This window comes from Stenotrophomonas veracruzanensis (assembly GCF_032911525.1).
Classification (GTDB): domain Bacteria; phylum Pseudomonadota; class Gammaproteobacteria; order Xanthomonadales; family Xanthomonadaceae; genus Stenotrophomonas; species Stenotrophomonas africana.
Genome location: NZ_JAWJTI010000015.1, coordinates 1 through 17,470, shown reverse-complemented (window position 1 = coordinate 17,470; position 17,470 = coordinate 1). Strand labels below are relative to the sequence as shown.

Below are 17,470 nucleotides of genomic sequence, written 5' to 3'. Positions count from 1 at the left end.
CCGGGTCAGGGTGCGGCGTGCGCGCCTTCCGAGGTGGCGGCCGGGGCCAGCCGATCGGACAGCGCGTCGTTGCGGTAGAAGGTGTAGGACAAGGTGATCGTCCTGATCTCCGGCGGCAGGTCCGGATCGACGATGAAACGCACCGGCATGTCGCGCTTCTCGCCAGCCTGCAGCGTCTGCGCGGTGAAACAGAAACATTCGGTCTTGCTGAAGAAGCCCGACGCACGCGCCGGCGCCACCGAAGGCACCGCACTGCCGACCACCGCCTGCTGGCTGTCGTTGCGGGCGAAGTACAGCGCCTCGTTGAGCTCGCCGGGCACCACGTCCATGGTCAGCTGTTCGGGGTGGAACGACCACGGCAGGCGCGAATTGACGCCGCCATCGAACTCGACGCGCACAGTGCGCTTGCCAGCCACCGCCCCCGCACTGGCTTCGCCACCGGGGCCGCGCTCCAGACGCACACCGAACACCTTCTCGCAGGCGATGCGGTACAGCGGCACCAGCGAGAACGTGAGCAGGAACACCGCCACCGCCACGCCGATCAGGCGCGGCAGCCCCGCACTGCGTGACGGTGTGCTGGCCGGTGCCTCGCTCATCGGCCGATCACCCCGCTGAGGATGAAGCCGACGTAGACCAGCACGGCGATGGCGCCGACCCACATCGCCGTGCGCCTGGCGCGCTGGCGTTGCTGCTCGATGACTTGGCGTTGGGCTTCGGTCTGGCTTTGGCTTTGGCTTTGGCTTTGGCTTTGGTAGAGCCGACTGTCAGTCGGCTGCACCGGGCGAGTCGACTGACAGTCCACTCTACCGGTGGCGAGCACGCCGTGAGCCGAGCATGGCTCGGCTCTACCGGTCTGCAGCGGACTCTCGCTATGCATGCCCCACCTCAATGCGTGATGTCGTCATGTGCCAGATCTCCCGGGCGGATGGTCGGCGGCGTGGTGAAGGTGTGCGCCGGTGCCGGCGACGGCAGCGTCCACTCCAGACCGCGTGCACCCTCCCAGGATCGGGCCTCGGCCTTCTCGCCATTGCGCAGCGAGGACAGCAGGATCGCCGCCATCATGAACGGGGTGACGAACATGCCGAACGCGCCGATCGAGCTGATCAGGTTCCAGTCGGCGAAGGCCACGCTGTAATCGGGAATACGGCGCGGCATGCCGGCCAGGCCGAGGAAGTGCTGCGGGAAGAACAGCAGGTTGACGAACACGATCGACCACCAGAAGTGCACCTTGGCCCACTTCTCGCTGTACATGCGCCCGGTCCACTTCGGCCACCAGTAGTACACCGCGGCGATCAGCGCGAACACCGCACCGGTCACCAGCACGTAGTGGAAGTGGGCGACCACGAAGTAGGTGTCGTGGTACTGGAAGTCGGCCGCCACGATCGCCAGCATCAGGCCGGAGAAGCCACCGATGGTGAACAGGATGACGAAGGCCACCGACCACAGCATCGGTGCCTCGAACGTCAGCGAGCCACGCCACATGGTGCTGACCCAGTTGAACACCTTCACCCCGGTGGGGATCGAGATCAGCATGGTGGCGAACATGAAGTAGATCTCGCCGCCCAGCGGCATGCCCACGGTGAACATGTGGTGGGCCCAGACGATGAACGACAGGAAGGCGATCGCGGCGGTGGCGTACACCATCGCCTGGTAGCCGAACAGCGGCTTGCGGCTGAAGGTCGGGATGATCTCGCTGACCACGCCGAAGGCGGGCAGGATCATGATGTAGACCTCGGGATGGCCGAAGAACCAGAAGATGTGCTGGTACATCACCGGGTCACCGCCACCGGCGGCGTTGAAGAAGCTGGTGCCGAAGAACTTGTCGGTCAGCAGCATGGTCACAGCACCGGCCAGCACCGGCATCACCGCGATCAGCAGGAAGGCGGTGATCAGCCAGGCCCAGCAGAAGATCGGCATTTTCAGCAGGTCGATGCCCGGCGCGCGCATGTTGAGCACGGTGGCGATGATGTTGATCGCGCCCATGATCGAACTGATGCCGGCCACGTGGATGGCGAACACGCTGAAGGCGACGTTGTAGCCACCCTGCAGCGACAGCGGCGGGTACAGCGTCCAGCCACCGGCCGGTGCACCACCCGGCAGGAACAGGGTCAGCAGCAGCAGGCTGAAGGCCACCGGCAGCAACCAGAACGACCAGTTGTTCATGCGCGGCAGCGCCATGTCCGGCGCGCCGATCTGCAGCGGGATCATCCAGTTGGCCAGGCCGACGAAGGCCGGCATCACGCCACCGAAGATCATCACCAGCGCATGCACGGTGGTCATCTGGTTGAAGAACTCGGGCTTGACGAACTGCAGGCCCGGCTGCGCCAGCTCGGCGCGGATCACCACGCTCATCGCCGCACCGATGATGAACATGATGAAGCTGAAACCGAGGTACAGCGTGCCGATGTCCTTGTGGTTGGTCGAGAAGAACCAACGCTCGAAGAAACTCTGCTGGTGATGGTGATCGTCGTGCCCAACTGCCGAGTGCGCCATTGCAAAACACCTCTCAGAATCGGTTGTCACCACGGCCGCGAACGGCCGCGGGCTTTACATCACGCTCCGCTGGCCGCGGTGGCAGGCGCGCTGCCGACTTCAGCAGCGGCAGGCGCTGCAGGTGCCTCTCCCGTCGGTGCAGTCGGTTCAGCAGGTGCCGCAGGCGTTGCCGGCTCCGCGGGCGGCGCCGGCTTGCGCTGCGCCAGCCACTGCTTGAACTCTTCCTTGGACACCGCCTCGACCACGATCGGCATGAAGCCATGGTCCTTGCCGCACAGCTCGGCGCACTGGCCCCGATACACGCCGGGCTGCTCGATGCGGGTCCAGGCTTCATTGATGAAGCCGGGGATGGCGTCCTGCTTCCAGCCCAGCGCCGGCACCCACCAGGCGTGGATCACGTCATCGGAGGTGATGACGAAGCGCACCTTGGTATCGACCGGCAGCACCAGGCGGTTGTCGACATCCAGCAGGTAGTGCGGATGGCTCTCGCGGGTCGGCACGACGCCACTCTGCCGCACGCGGTCGGACTCGCGGTCCAGGCGGCTGGTGAAGGTGACGTTCTCGCCGAGGTATTCGTACTTCCACATCCACTGGTAGCCGGTGACCTTGACCGTCATCTCGGCGTCGCGGGTGTCGTACATCTTGATCAGGTTGGCCGTGGCCGGCCATGCCATCACGATCAGGATGATCACCGGGATCACCGTCCAGATGATCTCGGCCTTGGTGTTGTGGCTGAAGGTGGCCGCAACCGCACCCTTGGATTTGCGGAATTTGAAGATGGCGTAGGCCATCGCTCCGAACACGATGACGCCGATCACCGTGCAGATGATCAACGACAGGTTGTTCGATTCCCAGGCCAGGCGCGAGGTCTGGGTCACCCCCTTGCCCATGTTCAGCTGCCACGGCTTCGGATCGGCCGCCTGGGCCCAGGCCAACGCCGGCATCAGTCCCCCGGTCGCCAGCACTGCGGCAACCGCGTTCACGCACTTCATGCCCCACCTGCTGCTTTGCTTCATTGCCTAGACCCTTAGCGTCGTCGGTTGCCGCCATCGCTGGCGGCGAGCAAGCTTTCAAGTGTCTCTGCGAGCGTCTGACGTTCGGCCGGCGCGAGGAAACTCCCCACCTCCACCTGCCGGCCGCTGGATGCCAGCCGGACCCTCTCATCGTCGGTGAGCAGGCGCACCCAGTGGGGGTGGGCCCGGAACACCGGCGATCCACCGGGTACGGGAATGACCTCCACGTACGCCGGCACTACCCGGATCTCCTCCTGCCGTTCACCGCTGCGCCACAAGGCACGCAGCGCGGCCGCCAGCACCAGGCTGTACAGCAGCGCGAACAGGGGGGCGAATGCATTGCCGGCCAACCACCCGAGGGCGGACACCAGCCACATCGCACCCGACAACACGGTGAACAACAGGACGAACTGCCGGGCATCGAGCGCCCGTGGGGGACGCAGCCGCAGCTGCGTACCTGACCCATCCGGAGCTGGAAGCACCTCGATCATGTCGCAACCGCGTTCCTGCCGCGGGAAACGTCTCGATGGTAGCCCCGCCCTCTCGCCGGTAGCAAGGGTGCATTCACACTTTTTCCCATGCTGCAACACAGCATGAGGTCGGCGGCACGAATGACGAATTCAGCACAAATTCTGCGGCGCTTGCTGAACACGCTGAATCCACCGCAGCTAGGGACTATCAGCGCTTCACGAAGGTGGCTGCGGGGCACTTCCGCAACCCGCAAAAATGATTAAAATCGCCAAGTTTTCCATTGGCCGGACCGGCATGAACGCACCCTCCTCCTCCCCTGCCGCCCACGACGCCCTGCGTCCCGGCGCGCTGCTGTCGCCGGAATTGCCGGCGCCCGCCAACCCGTTCCGCCAGGCCATTACCGATGCCTGGCTGAAGGACGAGGCCAGCCACGTGCGCGAGCTGCTGGCGCAGGCCCGCCTGCCCGCCGAGGAACAGGCCAGGGTGCAGGCGCTGGCCGCCGACCTGGTCGGCCGCGTGCGCGTGCGCGCCAAGGACCAGGGCGCGATCGAAGCCTTCATGCGCCAGTACGATCTGGGCAGCGAGGAAGGCGTGCTGCTGATGTGCGTGGCCGAGGCGCTGCTGCGCATTCCGGACCAGGACACCGCCGACAAGCTGATCCGCGACAAGCTGGCCGATGCCGACTGGGAAAAGCACCTGGGCGGCAGTGACTCGGTGCTGGTCAACGCCTCCACCTGGGGCCTGATGCTGACCGGCAAGCTGGTGCAGATGAACGATGCCACCCGCGCCGATGCGCCCAGCGCGTTCAAGCGCCTGGTCGGCCGCGTGGGTGAGCCGGTGGTGCGCCTGGCCGTGCGCCAGGCGATGAAGATCATGGGCCACCAGTTCGTCATGGGCCGCACCATCAGCGAAGCGCTGTCGCGCTCGCACAAGGGCGACAACGCGAGCTACCGCTATTCCTTCGACATGCTGGGCGAAGGCGCGCTGACCATGAAGGACGCGCTGCGCTACCTTGAAGACTACCGTCGTGCGATCCACGCCATCGGCGGCGATCACAAGGCACGCGGCGGCCGTCCGGACGGCGACGTCAACAACGCCCCGGGCATCTCGATCAAGCTGTCGGCGCTGTACCCGCGCTACGAGCACGCCAAGCGCGAGCGCGTGCTGAAGGACCTAGTGCCGGGCGTGCTGGAACTGGCGCAGCTGGCCAAGAGCTATGGCATCGGCTGCACCGTCGACGCCGAAGAGTCCGACCGCCTGGAACTGTCGCTGGACATCATCGAGCAGGTGTTCGGCGATGCCTCGCTGGCCGGCTGGGACGGCTTCGGCGTGGTGGTGCAGGCCTACCAGAAGCGCACCCCGTACACGATCGACCATCTGGCCGACATGGCACGCCGCGCTGGTCGCCGCCTGCAGGTGCGCCTGGTCAAGGGCGCCTACTGGGATGCCGAGATCAAGCGCGCGCAGATCGAAGGCTATCCGGGCTACCCGGTGTTCACCCGCAAGCAGAACACCGACGTGTCCTACCTGGCCTGCGCCAAGCGCCTGTTCACCCATGCCGACGCGATCTACCCGATGTTCGCCACGCACAACGCGCACACCATCGCTGCCGTGCGCAGCATCGCCAATGGCGGCGTGTACGAGCACCAGAAGCTGCACGGCATGGGCGACGACCTGTATGCCGAAGTGGTGCCGGCCGACCGCCTGAACCTGCCCTGCCGCGTGTATGCGCCGGTCGGTTCGCATGAAGACCTGCTGCCGTACCTGGTGCGCCGCCTGCTGGAAAACGGCGCCAACTCCAGCTTTGTCAACCGCATCACCGACGAGCGCGTGCCGATCGCCGACCTGATCCGCGATCCGGTCGAGATGGTGTCCTCGTTCGAATCGATTCCGCATCCCAAGATCCCGCTGCCGGTTGACCTGCTGCGCAGCCAGAACCACGACAGGAAGAACTCCATGGGCGCCAACCTCGCCAACGACAACGAACTGCGCGCCCTGGCCGAGCAGATCAACGCGGCCGTGAAGCCCTGGCAGGCCGCCCCGCTGGTGCCGGGTGCCAACCCGGCCGGCGCCGCGCTGCCGGTGACCAACCCGGCCGACACCCGCGAAGTGGTCGGCCAGTGGCTGGCCGCCGATGCCGCCACCGTGCAGAAGGCCCTGGCCAACGCCGTGGCTGCGCAGCCGGCCTGGAACCGCACCCCGGCCGCCAGCCGCGCCGCCATCCTCGAGCACGCCGCCGACCAGCTGGAAGCGCGCATGCCGGAGTTCATGGCGCTGTGCGTGAAGGAAGCCGGCAAGAGCCTGCCCGACAGCATCGCCGAAGTGCGCGAAGCCGTGGATTTCCTGCGCTACTACGCCAAGCAGGCGCGCGAGCAGTTCAGCCACGCCGAGAAGCTGCCGAGCCCGACCGGTGAATCCAACGAGCTGCAGCTGCACGGCCGCGGCGTGTTCGTCTGCATCAGCCCGTGGAACTTCCCGCTGGCGATCTTCCTGGGTCAGGTGGCCGCTGCACTGGCCGCCGGCAACAGCGTCATCGCCAAGCCGGCCGAGCAGACCAACCTGATCGGCTACTACGCGGTGAAGCTGCTGCACGACGCTGGCGTGCCGGCCGAGGTGGTGCAGTTCCTGCCGGGCGACGGTGCCACCGTCGGTGCCGCCCTGACCGCCGACCCGCGCGTGGCTGGCGTGGCCTTCACCGGCTCCACCGACACCGCCCGTGCGATCAACCGCGCGATGGCCGCACGTGACGCCGCCATCGGCGTGCTGATCGCCGAGACCGGTGGCCAGAACGCCTTCATCGCCGACTCCTCGGCACTGCCGGAACAGCTGGTCAAGGACGCGATCGGTTCGGCCTTCACCTCCGCCGGCCAGCGTTGCTCGGCTGCGCGCGTGCTGTTCGTGCAGGACGACATCGCCGACAAGGTGATGACCATGCTGGCCGGTGCGATGAAGGAACTGAAGGTCGGCAACCCCGGTCTGCTGTCCACCGACGTCGGCCCGGTGATCGATGCCGATGCGCTGAAGATCCTGCAGGACCACGCTGAGCGCATGGACCGCGAAGCGCGCCTGATCGCGGCTGCCGAACTGTCCACCGAAGCCGCCAACGGCACCTTCTTCGCACCGCGCGCGTACGAGCTGAAGGACCTGGGCCAGCTGCAGAAGGAGGTGTTCGGTCCGGTGCTGCACGTCATCCGCTGGAAGGGCGACCAGCTCGACGCGGTGATCGATCAGATCAACGCTACCGGCTACGGCCTGACCCTGGGCGTGCATTCGCGCATCGACGAGACCGTCGACCGCATCAGCAACGGCGTCCACGTCGGCAACGTCTACGTCAACCGCAACCAGATCGGTGCAGTGGTCGGCGTGCAGCCGTTCGGCGGCCAGGGCCTGTCGGGCACCGGCCCGAAGGCCGGTGGCCCGCACTACCTGCTGCGTTTCGCTACCGAGAAGACGGTAACGGTGAACACCACTGCCGCCGGCGGCAACGCCTCGCTGCTGACCCTGGGCGACTGATCGCCTGCGTGATGCGGCAAATGAAAAACCCCGCGAAAGCGGGGTTTTTTGTGCTTTGGGTTCCTGCGGAGCCGAGCATGGGCTCGGCTCTACAGAGGCTGGCCCAGACTGAACCGATTGTCCGCACGCTTCGCCAGCTCGCGATGCACCCGCGCGATGCGCGTCTCCAGATCGCCCTCCAGCAGCACGTACTCGACTCTCTCTGCCTGCAGCTGCGCCAGGTACCACGCATGCTGCTGCGCCCGGAAGGCTTCGCCCACGCGCGTTCCGTCCTGGTCGAACGGAATATCCGGCGCGCACAGGAACTGCAGGTCGTAGCGTCGTCGTGCCGCCTGCCGCAGCGACTCCGGTGCCGTGCCGAACATCCAGCCGCTGTAGCCCAGCGTCACCAGCGGAGTGGTATCGCAGAACAGCCAGCGATGCGCATGGCGTGCGGCCTCGTCTTCGTGCTGCGGCTGTGCCATTGCGATGCGAAGCAGATCATCTGGCGTCAGCTCTCCGCCCTGCTGCTCCCATAGTGTGCGGCCATACTCCGGCACCCAGGCGGTCTGCAGGCGCTCGGCCATCATGTGCGCCAGCGTGGTCTTGCCGCTGGACTCGCCACCAATGAACGCCACGCGCTGCACATAGCCGGCATAGACCTGCGGCGCGAGACCATGGCGGTGCGCATGCGGATCGGCGCGCAGCTGGGTGCCACACGGCTGCCCGGCGTCCAGTGCGCGTTCGAGCCGCTCATGGCGTACCGGCGCACCGAAGTACGTGGCCAGCGCCTGCGCGAAGCCGTCACCGTAGTCCTCACCGGTGTACACCGCCTGCACCGGCCCACCGAACAGGTTCAGGCACAGCCAGGCGGTAAAGTCGCGCTGCACCTGTTCGTCATCACTGTCCTGCGGCAGCGTTCGCACTGGCAAACCGTGCTCCGTGCACAATGCCGCCAGTCGCGCGTCATCCAGCACCGCTACCGTCGCTCGCGGGAAACGCGCACGCAGCCAGCGCTCGCGGCGCTCGGCGCTGTAGCCGGCAAAGCCCGGCTGCGACCAGCCGATCACCAGCAGTTGCGTACAACGCGTGGCGGCAAACTCGATCAGGTGTTCGTGACCCAGATGCAGCGGGCAGAACTTGCCCACCACCAGGCCGCGTGCAACGCGCTCAGGCAGCAGCATCGGCCGTCTTGGCCTCGTCACGCATCAGGTGCCGCCAATGGCGCAAGGCCACCAGCGCATTGATCCAGAAGCCCACGTACAGGATCGAGGTCAGGTGCAGGCCACGGCTGTAGTACAGCGGTACCGCAACGGTGTTCACCAGCAGCCACACCCACCACGATTCCAGCTTGCGTCGCATCATCAGGATCTGCGCGATCACACTCAGCACCAGCACTGCCGAATCGATGTACGGCGCATAGGCGTTGGTCAGGCGGGTCAGCATCCAGCCGTAGCCGAAGGTGGCCACTACCGCCAGCGGCGCCAGCCAGGCCCAGGCACGTGGGCGCAGCGCGGTGATCGGCAGCGGCGCGCCATGGTCACCACGCAACCACTGCCACCAGCCCAACACGCTGATGGCGATGAAGAAGAACTGCAGCACCATGTCCGCATACAGGTGCGATCGTTCGAACACGGCAGCAAACAATGCGCAGCCGACGATGCCCAGCCACCAGGTGTGCACGTTGTTGCGGCCGGCCAGCAGGATCGAGCCGGCGACGGCGATGTTGGCGGCCAGCTCCAGCTGGAAGTTCGGATCGGACAGGTTCATGGCGCTATTGTCATGGATCCTGGCCACCGATGGAGACACTCGCGCTGGATCCATTCCAGGCGTGGGTGGTCCGAGGCCCCAAAAAAAAGACCCCGCTTGCGCGGGGCCTCCTTCGCACTGCTTCAGGCAATCGCCTGGATCAGAACTTGTACTGCAGCGAAGCCGCCAGCACGTCGCCGCTGACCTTGTACTTGCCGGTCACGGTGTTGGCCGTGGCCGAGGTCGAGTTGACGTTCGGATCCTTGGTGAACAGGTGGGTGTAGCCCACGCTGTATTCCATCTTGTCCGAAGCAGCGTAGGTCATACCCAGCGACAGCCACTTGCGGGTGGTGTCCGGCACGCGCACGTCGCGGTGGGCGTCGGTGGTCGGGGTCTGGTCGTAAGCCAGGCCGCCACGCAGGGTCAGCTTGTCGTTCACGCGGAAATCGGTACCGATCGACGCGAAGGTGGTGTCGCGGTAGTGGAACGGCAGCACGCTGTCCGGCTGGTTGGAGTCGTAATCGACGACGACCTGGTCGAACTTGCTCCACGCGGTGCGGGTGACTTCGGCCATGATCTGCCACTGGTCGTTCACGCGGTGGGTGAAGCCCACGGTGGCGCTGGCCGGCAGGGTGATGGTGGCGCGACCGTTGCTGTCGATGAAGGTGCCCGGGGCAGCCTGCGACAGGAACGCGGCAGCCTGCGGCGTCATGGTGAAATCGGCCTTGCCGTCGGTGATCTTGTGCTCGACCTTCGAGCGGTAGCTGAAGGCGATGTTGGTGCCTTCCACCGGGGTGACGGTCACGCCGAGGGTGTAGCCCACCGACACTTCATCACCCTTGATGCGCAGGTAGCCATCGGCGGTACCCGGCGAGAAGCCGAGCTGGGCGGCCTGGCGTGCAGCTGCCTGCGACGCCGCTGCGGCCTGGGCCGGAGTGCCACCCGCAGCCAGTACACGCGCCGCAGCAGTGCGCTGGGCGCTGGCGTTGATCGCGGTGCCGCCGTCAACGGCGCTGGTCAGGTCGACGTTCAGGCGCTCGGCAAACACCGACGCACCGAACGAGAGGTACGGGTTGACGTCGTAGGAGAACGCGACGCCCAGGTCGATCGCCTGCAGCTCGGTCTTGACGCCGTTGTAGCGGCCGACCCAGTCGCGGTCATATTCGGTCTTGAAGCCGAACGGCACGGTCAGCGATGCACCGAAGTGCATGTTGTCGTTCTCGCCGAACGGCAGGTGGAAGTAGGCCGCCGGAACCGGGGCGATCATGCCGGCGTCGCCGCCGTTGCCGCCGGAAATCGGAGCGCCGTTGGCGTACTTGCCCTGGCCACGGAACTTGGCGCCGAAGCTGATGGCGCTGACGTCGCCCTGCAGCATGGTGCCGTCGAGCAGGCGCATGGAGGCCGGGTTGGTGGCGATGACCGAGGCGTCGCCTTCGGTCGAAGTAGAGCCGGCGAACGCGCGGCCCAGGCCCTTGGCGCTGTTTTCCTTCAGCTGGAAGGCGGCAGCATTGGCATCGGCGGCGGCCAGCGCACCGGCAACGCCGACGGCCAGCAGGGTCAGTCGGGCAATGGTGGAAGCGGTTTGCATCGTAGTTCTCTCTCCGGTAAGCGGTGATGTTGCTCTGTGTGCGCCTGCGCCCGGCAGGTCCTGGGACCCATCGGAGCGCGCCGGATTCCCCTCCCGACATACGACGCCGTATGCGAGTATTACCCAGAGCTGTTAATGAAACAATAACAGCAGCGGCGGTTTTTTCGTCCCAAAAGCTGAACAGGACAATCCCCGCCGCAAGCGCCCGCACGCTAGGCTAGTGCCCATGTTCGTCTCCCTCCCGTCTCGCAAGAAGGCGGCCCTGCGCTGGGCCACGCCCGTGCTGTTTGCGGCACTGTGGCTGGCGTTCCTGTGGTCGATCTCGCGTCCGGACGATGCCCGTGGCAGTCTCTGGCTGGACTGGGGCGCCCTGTCCACCGGCCTGACCCATCCACTGGACTGGTGGGCCACCCTGCAGGACGGCAGCGTGCTGCGCCTGTTCACCGCCCTGTTCCTGCACGCCGATTGGTCGCACCTGCTGGGCAATCTGGTGTTCCTGCTGATCTTCGGCCTGCCTGCTGAGCGGGTGCTGGGGCCGTGGCGGTTGCTGCTGCTGTTCCTTGTAGGCGGTGCGGTATCGAACCTGGTGGCGATCTACACCATGGGCAGCCCGGACCAGATCATCATCGGCGCCAGCGGCGCGGTGTCGGCGCTGATCGGCGCCTATCTGGCCCTGTTCCCGGGCGCCCGGCTGGGCGTGGTGATCCCGCTCGGCCTGTTCCTGGAATTCGTGCGTGCCCCGGCCTACCTGCTGATCGGCGTCTGGGCCGCACTGCAGGTGGTGTTCGCCCATATCGGCCCCAGCTTCGGCATGGTGGCCTGGTGGGCGCACATCGGCGGCTTCGTGTTCGGCGTGGTGTACGGGGTCTACGTGCGGGCGGCCATCGCCCGCCGCCTGCGCAAGCGCCACGGCTTCTGACGCCGGGTAGTGCCGGCCGCTGGCCGGCTCCACGCTCACCGGCCGGTTCGTAGATCAGTCGAGCAGGGCTCGACTCTGCAGAATCAGGGCTTGGCAGGGGCCGGTGCGGGCTTTGCTTCCGGCTTGCTCTCCGCCTTCGGTTCGACCTTGGCTTCCGGCTTCGCCGCAGCGGCCTTCGCGGCCTTGGCCGCATCCGTCTTGGCGGCTTCGGCCTTCAACCGTGCGGCCACCGAGCCTGGGTTCTTCAGCTCGGCCAGCGCGTCGTTGATCGGGCCATCGCCCGGCAGCACCGCGCCGGCGTGGTAGCCCTCGGTGCCTTCGTCATCGCCGCGCAGGTGGCCCGGCAGGGTCGCTTCGCTGTAGTCGCTCAGGCTGGCCGGCAGTGCATCTTCCGCCGGCGTCGCGGCCGGCTTCAGTTCAACGTCCGGCACGATGCCGGTGGCCTGGATCGACTTGCCGCTGGGCGTGTAATAGCGCGCAGTGGTCAGCTTCACCGAATCACCGTTGTCCAGCGGCAGCACGGTCTGCACCGAGCCCTTGCCGAAGGTGCGGCTGCCGACCACGCGCGCGCGCTTGTTGTCGCGCAGCGCGCCGGCCAGCACTTCCGATGCGCTGGCCGAACCGGCATCGGCCAGCACCACCACCGGTGCGCCCTTCAGCAGGTCGCCCGGGGTCGCGTCAAACCGTGCATCGCTGATGCTGATGCGGCCACGGGTGCTGACGATGTTGCCCTTGTCGAGCAGATCATCGGCCACCTGCACCGCAGCGGTCAGCAGGCCACCCGGGTTGCTGCGCAGATCCAGCACCAGGCCCCTGAGCTGGCCACCGGCCTGCTTCTGCAATTGCTGCACCTGCTTCTGGAAGTCCGAACCGGTATCGGCCTGGAAGGTGCTCAGGCGGATGTAGCCGTAGCCCGGTTCCAGCATGCGGCTCTTCACGCTGGTCACGCGAATGGTCTGGCGGGTCAGGCTCACGTCGAATGGCTTGGGCTTGCCTTCGCGCACGATGGTCAGCACCACCTTGCTGCCGGCCGGGCCACGCAGCGGTTCACTTGCATCAATGGCGCTGATCGGCTTGCCGTCGATGGCGATGATCAGGTCACCGGCGAGGATGCCGGCCTTGGCCGCCGGCGTGTCGTCGATCGGCGAAATGACCTTCATGCTGGCGTTGTCCGGCTGCTGCTGCAGCTCCACGCCGATACCCTCGTAGGCACCGTTGGCCTGCTCGTCGAAGGCCTGCGCGTCTTCCTTGTTGAAGTAGGTGCTGTGCGGATCGAGGTCGAGCAGCAGGCCGCGCACGGCCGACTGCATCAGCTTCTTGTCATCGACCGGGTCGACATAGGCGGCGCGCACCGCGTTGTACACGGCCACGAAACGGCGGATTTCCTCCAGCGGCACCTTCGAGGTCACCGCCTCCTCGCTGTTCGCTGCCTGCCCGCTGGTTTCCTGGCTCGGGGCGGGCGCGGTCTGCTGCGCCCAGGACAGCGCTGGCAACAGGGCCAGCAAGAGGGTGGCGGTACGGGCTGCGCGCATGGATCACTCCTGTCGACGGTGGCATGGTGCCCAAGGCACATGCACCGATTATGCGCGAAGCACAGCTAAATTCCCGTTGAATCCAGCCCGCACGTGGCGGGCCGGGATTCAGCGCCGCTGCAGCCAGCTGTCCGGATTGACCGGCTGCCCGCCACGGCGCAGCTCGAAGTACAGCGCGGTCACGCCCTGGCCCCCGGAATTGCCGACCTTGGCCACCGCATCGCCGCGGCTGACCCGCGCGCCGGCATCCTTCAGCAGGGTGTCGTTGTGGGCATACAGGCTCATGTAGCCATTGCCGTGGTCGACGATCAGGATCATGCCGTAGCCGGTCATCCAGTCGGAGAACACCACGGTGCCGTCGGCCACGGCGGTGACGGTGCTTCCGGCCGGGGCGCCGATCAGCACGCCGCTGCTGGTGCGGCCATCGGGCAGCTTGCCGCCGTAGCGGGCCAGCAGGTTGCCGGACAACGGCCAGCCCAGGCCACCGACCTTCGGGGCCGGTGCGGACGCCACCGCCGGCGGAACCTTGGTGGGCGGCGGCGGCCGTCCCTGTGCCGCGGCCTGGCGTGCCGCACGTTCGGCGGCAGCCTTCTCCGCTGCCGCACGGCGCGCAGCCGCGCGACGCTCGGCCTCGGCGCGGGCCGCAGCAGCACGCAGATTGGCCAGCAGTGTTTCCAGCGCCTTGGCATCCTGGCCCAGCGCCTGTTCCTTCTCGCGCTGGTCCTTGAAGCGCTCGTCCAGCGAGGCCACGGTCTTTGCGCGATCGCGACGGTCGGCTTCCAGCGCCGCGGCCTGCTGCTTCTGGTCCTGCTGTGCACCCTGCAGCTTCTGCTTGCGCTCGGCGATCTGCGCCTGCAGCGCTTCCAGTTCCTTCAGGTCAGCGGTCAGCGTGGTGATGCGCTGTGCCCGCTCGCGCTGCAGGTAGCGGTGGTAGGCCAGGGCGCGATTGGCATCGGCCACCGTGTCCTGCGACAGCAGCAGCTTCAGGGGGGCGTGATTGCCCAGCTGATAGGCCGCACGCAGCAGGCCAGCCAGTTCGCGGTGCTGCTGGGCGAGGTTGGCCTGCAGCGTGCTGCGGCGCTGTTCCGCTTCGGCCAGGGCCCTGCCCTGCTCGCGCAGCGCGGTCTCGGTCTGCGCAAGCGCACGGCCGGTGCGGGCCACCTTCTCATCGGCCTCGCGCAGCTGCTGCGAGGCCTGGCCACGCTGTCCCTCGATCTGCCGACGCTCCTGCGCCACGCCCTTCAGCTCACTGCGCAGTTTCTGCAGCTTGCGCTCGGTCTCGCGGGTGGTCTGCGCTGCGCCCGGCAACGGCAACGCCAAGGCGATCGCCAGCCCCAACAGCAGGCAGCGCCCGCCGCGTACGGCGGCGATGTGATGTCGGCGTGATGGGAAGGCGTTGTCGCGCAAGGGCTTTCCAGTGACTTCAGGCAGTTGCAGGGGGTACCGGGGAATGGTGACATCTCCGCACGCGGCCTGCCAGCCGCACATCCATCGAGGTCTCCATGAAAACTCTTTCCATTCCGCTGCTGTTGGGCGTACTGCTGGCCACCGGGCCGGTCTGTGCCCAGGAGAACATCAGCAAGGTCAACGGCAGCATCAGCGCCGAAGCCGGCCAACGCTACGGCAAGCTCGACACCGTCAACGGTGGTATCCGTGTCGGCGAAGGCGTCGAGACCGGCAGCATCGACACCGTCAACGGCGGGGTCAAGGTGGCCGACCGTGCACGCACCGGCAAGATCGAAACGGTCAACGGCGGTGTGCGCCTGGGCCGTGAGGTGATCGCGCGCGGCAGCGTCAGCACTGTCAACGGCAGCATCTTCACCGACCGCGGCACCCAGGTCGAAGGCGGCGTCGAAACCGTGAACGGCGGCATCGGCCTGGTCGAAAGCCGCGTCGGCAAGGACGTGGAGACCGTCAACGGTGACATCACCGTGGGCATCGGCTCGCAGGTCAACGGTGGCGTGCACGTACGCAAGCCGAACTTCAGCGTCTCGCTGACCGCCAGCCGCAAACCACGCGTGATCATCGGCCCGAACGCCGTGGTCAACGGCCCCCTGCAGTTCGAACGTGAGGTGGTGCTGTACGTACACCGCAGCGCCCGCATCGGGCCGGTCACCGGCGCCGAGCCGATCCCGTTCGACACCGAAACCGCTCCGGCGGACTGAGCGCACCGCGCCTTCGGGTTCGGTGATACTCGCTGACACCGGCTGTGCACGACGCGCGGCCGCCCTTTGTTACCCAGGAATCGACGATGCCCCGCAAACTCCTCCTGTGCCTGGCCGCTGCGGCCGCGCTCAGTGCCTGCAAAGGCGAAGACACCCCAGCCGCCGCGCCAGCCACCGACACCGCTGCAGCGAAGCCGGCCGCCCATCAGTTCTCCCCGGAGATCAACGCCGGCGACTTCACCGAGATGGTCAAGACGCTGGCTTCGGACGAATTCGAAGGCCGCGCCCCAGGCAGCAAGGGCGAGGAGCTGACGGTCAACTACATCCGCGACCAGATGCAGCGCATCGGCCTGCAGCCCGGCAACGGCGACAGCTGGTTCCAGGATGTGCCGATGACCGAAACCACGGCCGACGAGTCGACCGTGCTGAAGATCACCCAGGGCGGCAAGACCACCGAACTGAAGTTCGGCACCGACATGGTGGTGGGTACCCGTACCGGCCAGGCCGAGGTGAAGGTCGATGCCAGCGACCTGGTGTTCGTCGGCTACGGCGTCGACGCGCCGGAGCAGAAGTGGAACGACTACGCCGGCCAGGACTGGAAGGGCAAGACGGTGGTCATGTTCGTCAATGACCCGGGCTTCCATGTCGATGACGCGAAGCTGTTCGACGGCAAGCGCATGACCTACTACGGTCGCTGGACCTACAAGTTCGAGGAAGCTGCGCGCAAGGGCGCCGCTGCCGCGCTGATCGTGCACGACACCGCCGGCGCGTCCTACGGCTGGGACGTGGTGAAGAACTCCTGGGCGGGCCCGCAGTACGACCTGCCGGCCAAGGATGACCCGGAAGCCCGCATTCCGGTGCAGGGCTGGCTGAGTGCCGACGCCGCCAAGGCGCTGTTCGCCGGTGCCGGCCTGGACCTGGCGCAGGCCTACAAGGACGCCAGCAAGCGCGGCTTCAAGCCGGTGCCGCTGAAGGCCACCGCTGCGGTCGACCTGAAGAGCCAGATCGCGCAGAAGCAGTCGCGCAACGTGGTGGGCGTGCTGCCGGGCAGCAAGCGTGCCGACGAGGCCGTGCTGTACATGGCGCACTGGGATCACCTGGGCAAGCATGAGGGTGAGACCGGCGACAACATCTACAACGGGGCGGTCGACAACGCGACCGGCGTGGCCGGCATCCTCGAGGTGGCTGAAGCGATGGCCCACCAGGAGCCGAAGCCGGAGCGTTCGGTGGTGTTCCTGGCGGTGACCCTGGAAGAATCCGGCCTGCTGGGCTCGAAGTACTACGTTGCCCATCCGACCTTCCCGCTGGACAAGATCGCCGGTGTGATCAACATCGACGCGATGTCGGTGGCCGGCCGCGCGAAGGACGTGACCGTCACCGGCTTCGGCAGCTCGGAGCTGGAAGACATCCTCAAGCCGCTGGCTGCGGCCCAGGACCGCACCCTGCACGGCGAGACCTCGGTACAGAGCGGCTTCTACTTCCGCTCGGATCACTTCAACTTCGCCAAGGCCGGTGTGCCGGCCCTGTACGCCGATGGTGGCGAGGATCTGCGAGAGGGTGGCGTGGACGCCGGCCGCAAGGCTGCGGCGGACTACGGTGCCAACCGCTACCACGGCCCGAAGGATGAGTTCGATGCAGCCACCTGGAAGCTGGACGGCACCGTCGAGGACCTGCAGCTGATGTACGGCGTGGGCAAGGAACTGGCCGGTGGCGATCGCTGGCCGAACTGGTACGAAGGCAACCCGTTCAAGGCCGCCCGCGACGCGATGATGAAGGACAAGGCACCGGCCGCAGCAAAGTAGAGTCGAGCCATGCTCGACTGAACATCGTTGAGGTCAAAGCGGCGCCCCTTGGGGCGCCGCTTTTTTTTGCGTGGCTAACCGCCCCGCCGCTGGTAGGCGCCACGGTTGGTGGGTGCCAACGGACCCGCTGCTGGTGGGTGCCAACCTCGGTTGGCACCGCTCTCCGCGGAGACCATCTCATCCACGCATGGCGTGGATCTGCCGGGCAATGCAACGCCATCGGGTTGCCGGCCAGCGGCCGGCACG

14 protein-coding genes are annotated in these 17,470 nt (G+C 66.8%); 4 read left to right on the top strand and 10 right to left on the bottom strand.

Annotation, left to right across the window (positions count from 1 at the left end):
• Window positions 1-5 precede the first annotated feature (5 nt).
• From R1H25_RS11425 to R1H25_RS11405, 5 genes are read right to left on the bottom strand one after another with little or no spacing between them, the layout of a single operon-like run.
• A complete protein-coding gene (locus R1H25_RS11425) occupies window positions 6-596 on the bottom strand; it encodes a cytochrome c oxidase assembly protein (RefSeq protein WP_317223625.1) in 591 nt (196 codons plus the stop codon).
• A complete protein-coding gene (locus tag R1H25_RS11420; RefSeq protein ID WP_317223624.1) occupies window positions 593-877 on the bottom strand; it encodes a hypothetical protein in 285 nt (94 codons plus the stop codon). The genes R1H25_RS11425 and R1H25_RS11420 overlap by 4 nt, the downstream gene beginning before the upstream one ends.
• An 8-nt stretch (window positions 878-885) precedes the next feature.
• Complete coding sequence (gene ctaD / locus R1H25_RS11415; RefSeq protein ID WP_004153896.1) at window positions 886-2,493, bottom strand: cytochrome c oxidase subunit I; 1,608 nt, start codon at window positions 2,491-2,493, stop codon at window positions 886-888.
• A 59-nt stretch (window positions 2,494-2,552) separates the two neighbouring features.
• Window positions 2,553-3,509 carry a cytochrome c oxidase subunit II gene (gene coxB, locus R1H25_RS11410; protein WP_317223623.1) on the bottom strand — a complete coding sequence of 319 codons (957 nt, stop codon included), beginning with the start codon at window positions 3,507-3,509 and terminating at the stop codon, window positions 2,553-2,555.
• Between the two features lie 11 nt (window positions 3,510-3,520).
• Window positions 3,521-3,997: a DUF2244 domain-containing protein gene (locus R1H25_RS11405; protein WP_004153894.1), complete on the bottom strand. Its 477-nt coding sequence runs from the start codon at window positions 3,995-3,997 to the stop codon at window positions 3,521-3,523.
• Between the two features lie 274 nt (window positions 3,998-4,271).
• Between R1H25_RS11405 and putA the strand changes: the two genes are divergently transcribed.
• A complete protein-coding gene (putA, locus tag R1H25_RS11400; RefSeq protein ID WP_317223622.1) occupies window positions 4,272-7,490 on the top strand; it encodes a bifunctional proline dehydrogenase/L-glutamate gamma-semialdehyde dehydrogenase PutA in 3,219 nt (1,072 codons plus the stop codon).
• Between the two features lie 89 nt (window positions 7,491-7,579).
• Here the strand turns inward: putA and R1H25_RS11395 are convergent, their stop codons facing one another.
• The 3 genes from R1H25_RS11395 to R1H25_RS11385 all read right to left on the bottom strand — a co-directional run bounded on the left by R1H25_RS11395 (window position 7,580) and on the right by R1H25_RS11385 (window position 10,806).
• Window positions 7,580-8,653: an AAA family ATPase gene (locus R1H25_RS11395; protein WP_317223621.1), complete on the bottom strand. Its 1,074-nt coding sequence runs from the start codon at window positions 8,651-8,653 to the stop codon at window positions 7,580-7,582.
• The gene (pnuC, locus tag R1H25_RS11390) at window positions 8,640-9,239 is read right to left on the bottom strand and encodes a nicotinamide riboside transporter PnuC (protein WP_049449434.1); all 600 of its coding nucleotides are present in this window, start codon (window positions 9,237-9,239) and stop codon (window positions 8,640-8,642) included. The genes R1H25_RS11395 and pnuC overlap by 14 nt, the downstream gene beginning before the upstream one ends.
• A gap of 139 nt (window positions 9,240-9,378) precedes the next feature.
• Complete coding sequence (locus tag R1H25_RS11385; protein ID WP_057501843.1) at window positions 9,379-10,806, bottom strand: outer membrane protein transport protein; 1,428 nt, start codon at window positions 10,804-10,806, stop codon at window positions 9,379-9,381.
• Between the two features lie 226 nt (window positions 10,807-11,032).
• On the opposite strand from R1H25_RS11385, the gene R1H25_RS11380 reads away from it, so the two are divergent.
• Window positions 11,033-11,725 (top strand): rhomboid family intramembrane serine protease, encoded by a 693-nt coding sequence (locus R1H25_RS11380; protein WP_019662230.1) that lies wholly within the window; start codon window positions 11,033-11,035, stop codon window positions 11,723-11,725.
• 83 nt (window positions 11,726-11,808) lie between these two features.
• On the opposite strand, the gene R1H25_RS11375 is transcribed toward R1H25_RS11380, so the two are convergent.
• On the bottom strand, window positions 11,809-13,257 hold the full coding sequence (locus R1H25_RS11375) for a S41 family peptidase (protein WP_317223620.1): 1,449 nt from the start codon (window positions 13,255-13,257) through the stop codon (window positions 11,809-11,811).
• 108 nt (window positions 13,258-13,365) lie between these two features.
• Complete coding sequence (locus R1H25_RS11370) at window positions 13,366-14,664, bottom strand: murein hydrolase activator EnvC (RefSeq protein WP_164158540.1); 1,299 nt, start codon at window positions 14,662-14,664, stop codon at window positions 13,366-13,368.
• A 95-nt stretch (window positions 14,665-14,759) separates the two neighbouring features.
• Here R1H25_RS11370 and R1H25_RS11365 point away from each other — a divergent pair, with 95 nt between their 5' ends.
• Both R1H25_RS11365 and R1H25_RS11360 read left to right on the top strand, forming a co-directional pair.
• Window positions 14,760-15,422, top strand: a complete 663-nt coding sequence (locus R1H25_RS11365; protein WP_049449443.1) for a hypothetical protein — start codon at window positions 14,760-14,762, stop codon at window positions 15,420-15,422.
• 86 nt (window positions 15,423-15,508) lie between these two features.
• Window positions 15,509-17,224, top strand: coding sequence for a M28 family metallopeptidase (locus tag R1H25_RS11360; RefSeq protein WP_317223619.1), 1,716 nt, complete (start codon window positions 15,509-15,511; stop codon window positions 17,222-17,224).
• Window positions 17,225-17,470 lie beyond the last annotated feature (246 nt).

What these genes read in the sequence shown, in the direction of transcription:
- R1H25_RS11425 (WP_317223625.1), bottom strand. Translation starts at nt 596, where the DNA reads ATGAGCGAGGCACCGGCCAGCACACCGTCACGCAGTGCGGGGCTGCCG.
- R1H25_RS11420 (WP_317223624.1), bottom strand. Translation starts at nt 877, where the DNA reads ATGCATAGCGAGAGTCCGCTGCAGACCGGTAGAGCCGAGCCATGCTCG.
- ctaD (WP_004153896.1), bottom strand. Translation starts at nt 2,493, where the DNA reads ATGGCGCACTCGGCAGTTGGGCACGACGATCACCATCACCAGCAGAGT.
- coxB (WP_317223623.1), bottom strand. Translation starts at nt 3,509, where the DNA reads ATGAAGCAAAGCAGCAGGTGGGGCATGAAGTGCGTGAACGCGGTTGCC.
- R1H25_RS11405 (WP_004153894.1), bottom strand. Translation starts at nt 3,997, where the DNA reads ATGATCGAGGTGCTTCCAGCTCCGGATGGGTCAGGTACGCAGCTGCGG.
- putA (WP_317223622.1), top strand. Translation starts at nt 4,272, where the DNA reads ATGAACGCACCCTCCTCCTCCCCTGCCGCCCACGACGCCCTGCGTCCC.
- R1H25_RS11395 (WP_317223621.1), bottom strand. Translation starts at nt 8,653, where the DNA reads ATGCTGCTGCCTGAGCGCGTTGCACGCGGCCTGGTGGTGGGCAAGTTC.
- pnuC (WP_049449434.1), bottom strand. Translation starts at nt 9,239, where the DNA reads ATGAACCTGTCCGATCCGAACTTCCAGCTGGAGCTGGCCGCCAACATC.
- R1H25_RS11385 (WP_057501843.1), bottom strand. Translation starts at nt 10,806, where the DNA reads ATGCAAACCGCTTCCACCATTGCCCGACTGACCCTGCTGGCCGTCGGC.
- R1H25_RS11380 (WP_019662230.1), top strand. Translation starts at nt 11,033, where the DNA reads ATGTTCGTCTCCCTCCCGTCTCGCAAGAAGGCGGCCCTGCGCTGGGCC.
- R1H25_RS11375 (WP_317223620.1), bottom strand. Translation starts at nt 13,257, where the DNA reads ATGCGCGCAGCCCGTACCGCCACCCTCTTGCTGGCCCTGTTGCCAGCG.
- R1H25_RS11365 (WP_049449443.1), top strand. Translation starts at nt 14,760, where the DNA reads ATGAAAACTCTTTCCATTCCGCTGCTGTTGGGCGTACTGCTGGCCACC.
- R1H25_RS11360 (WP_317223619.1), top strand. Translation starts at nt 15,509, where the DNA reads ATGCCCCGCAAACTCCTCCTGTGCCTGGCCGCTGCGGCCGCGCTCAGT.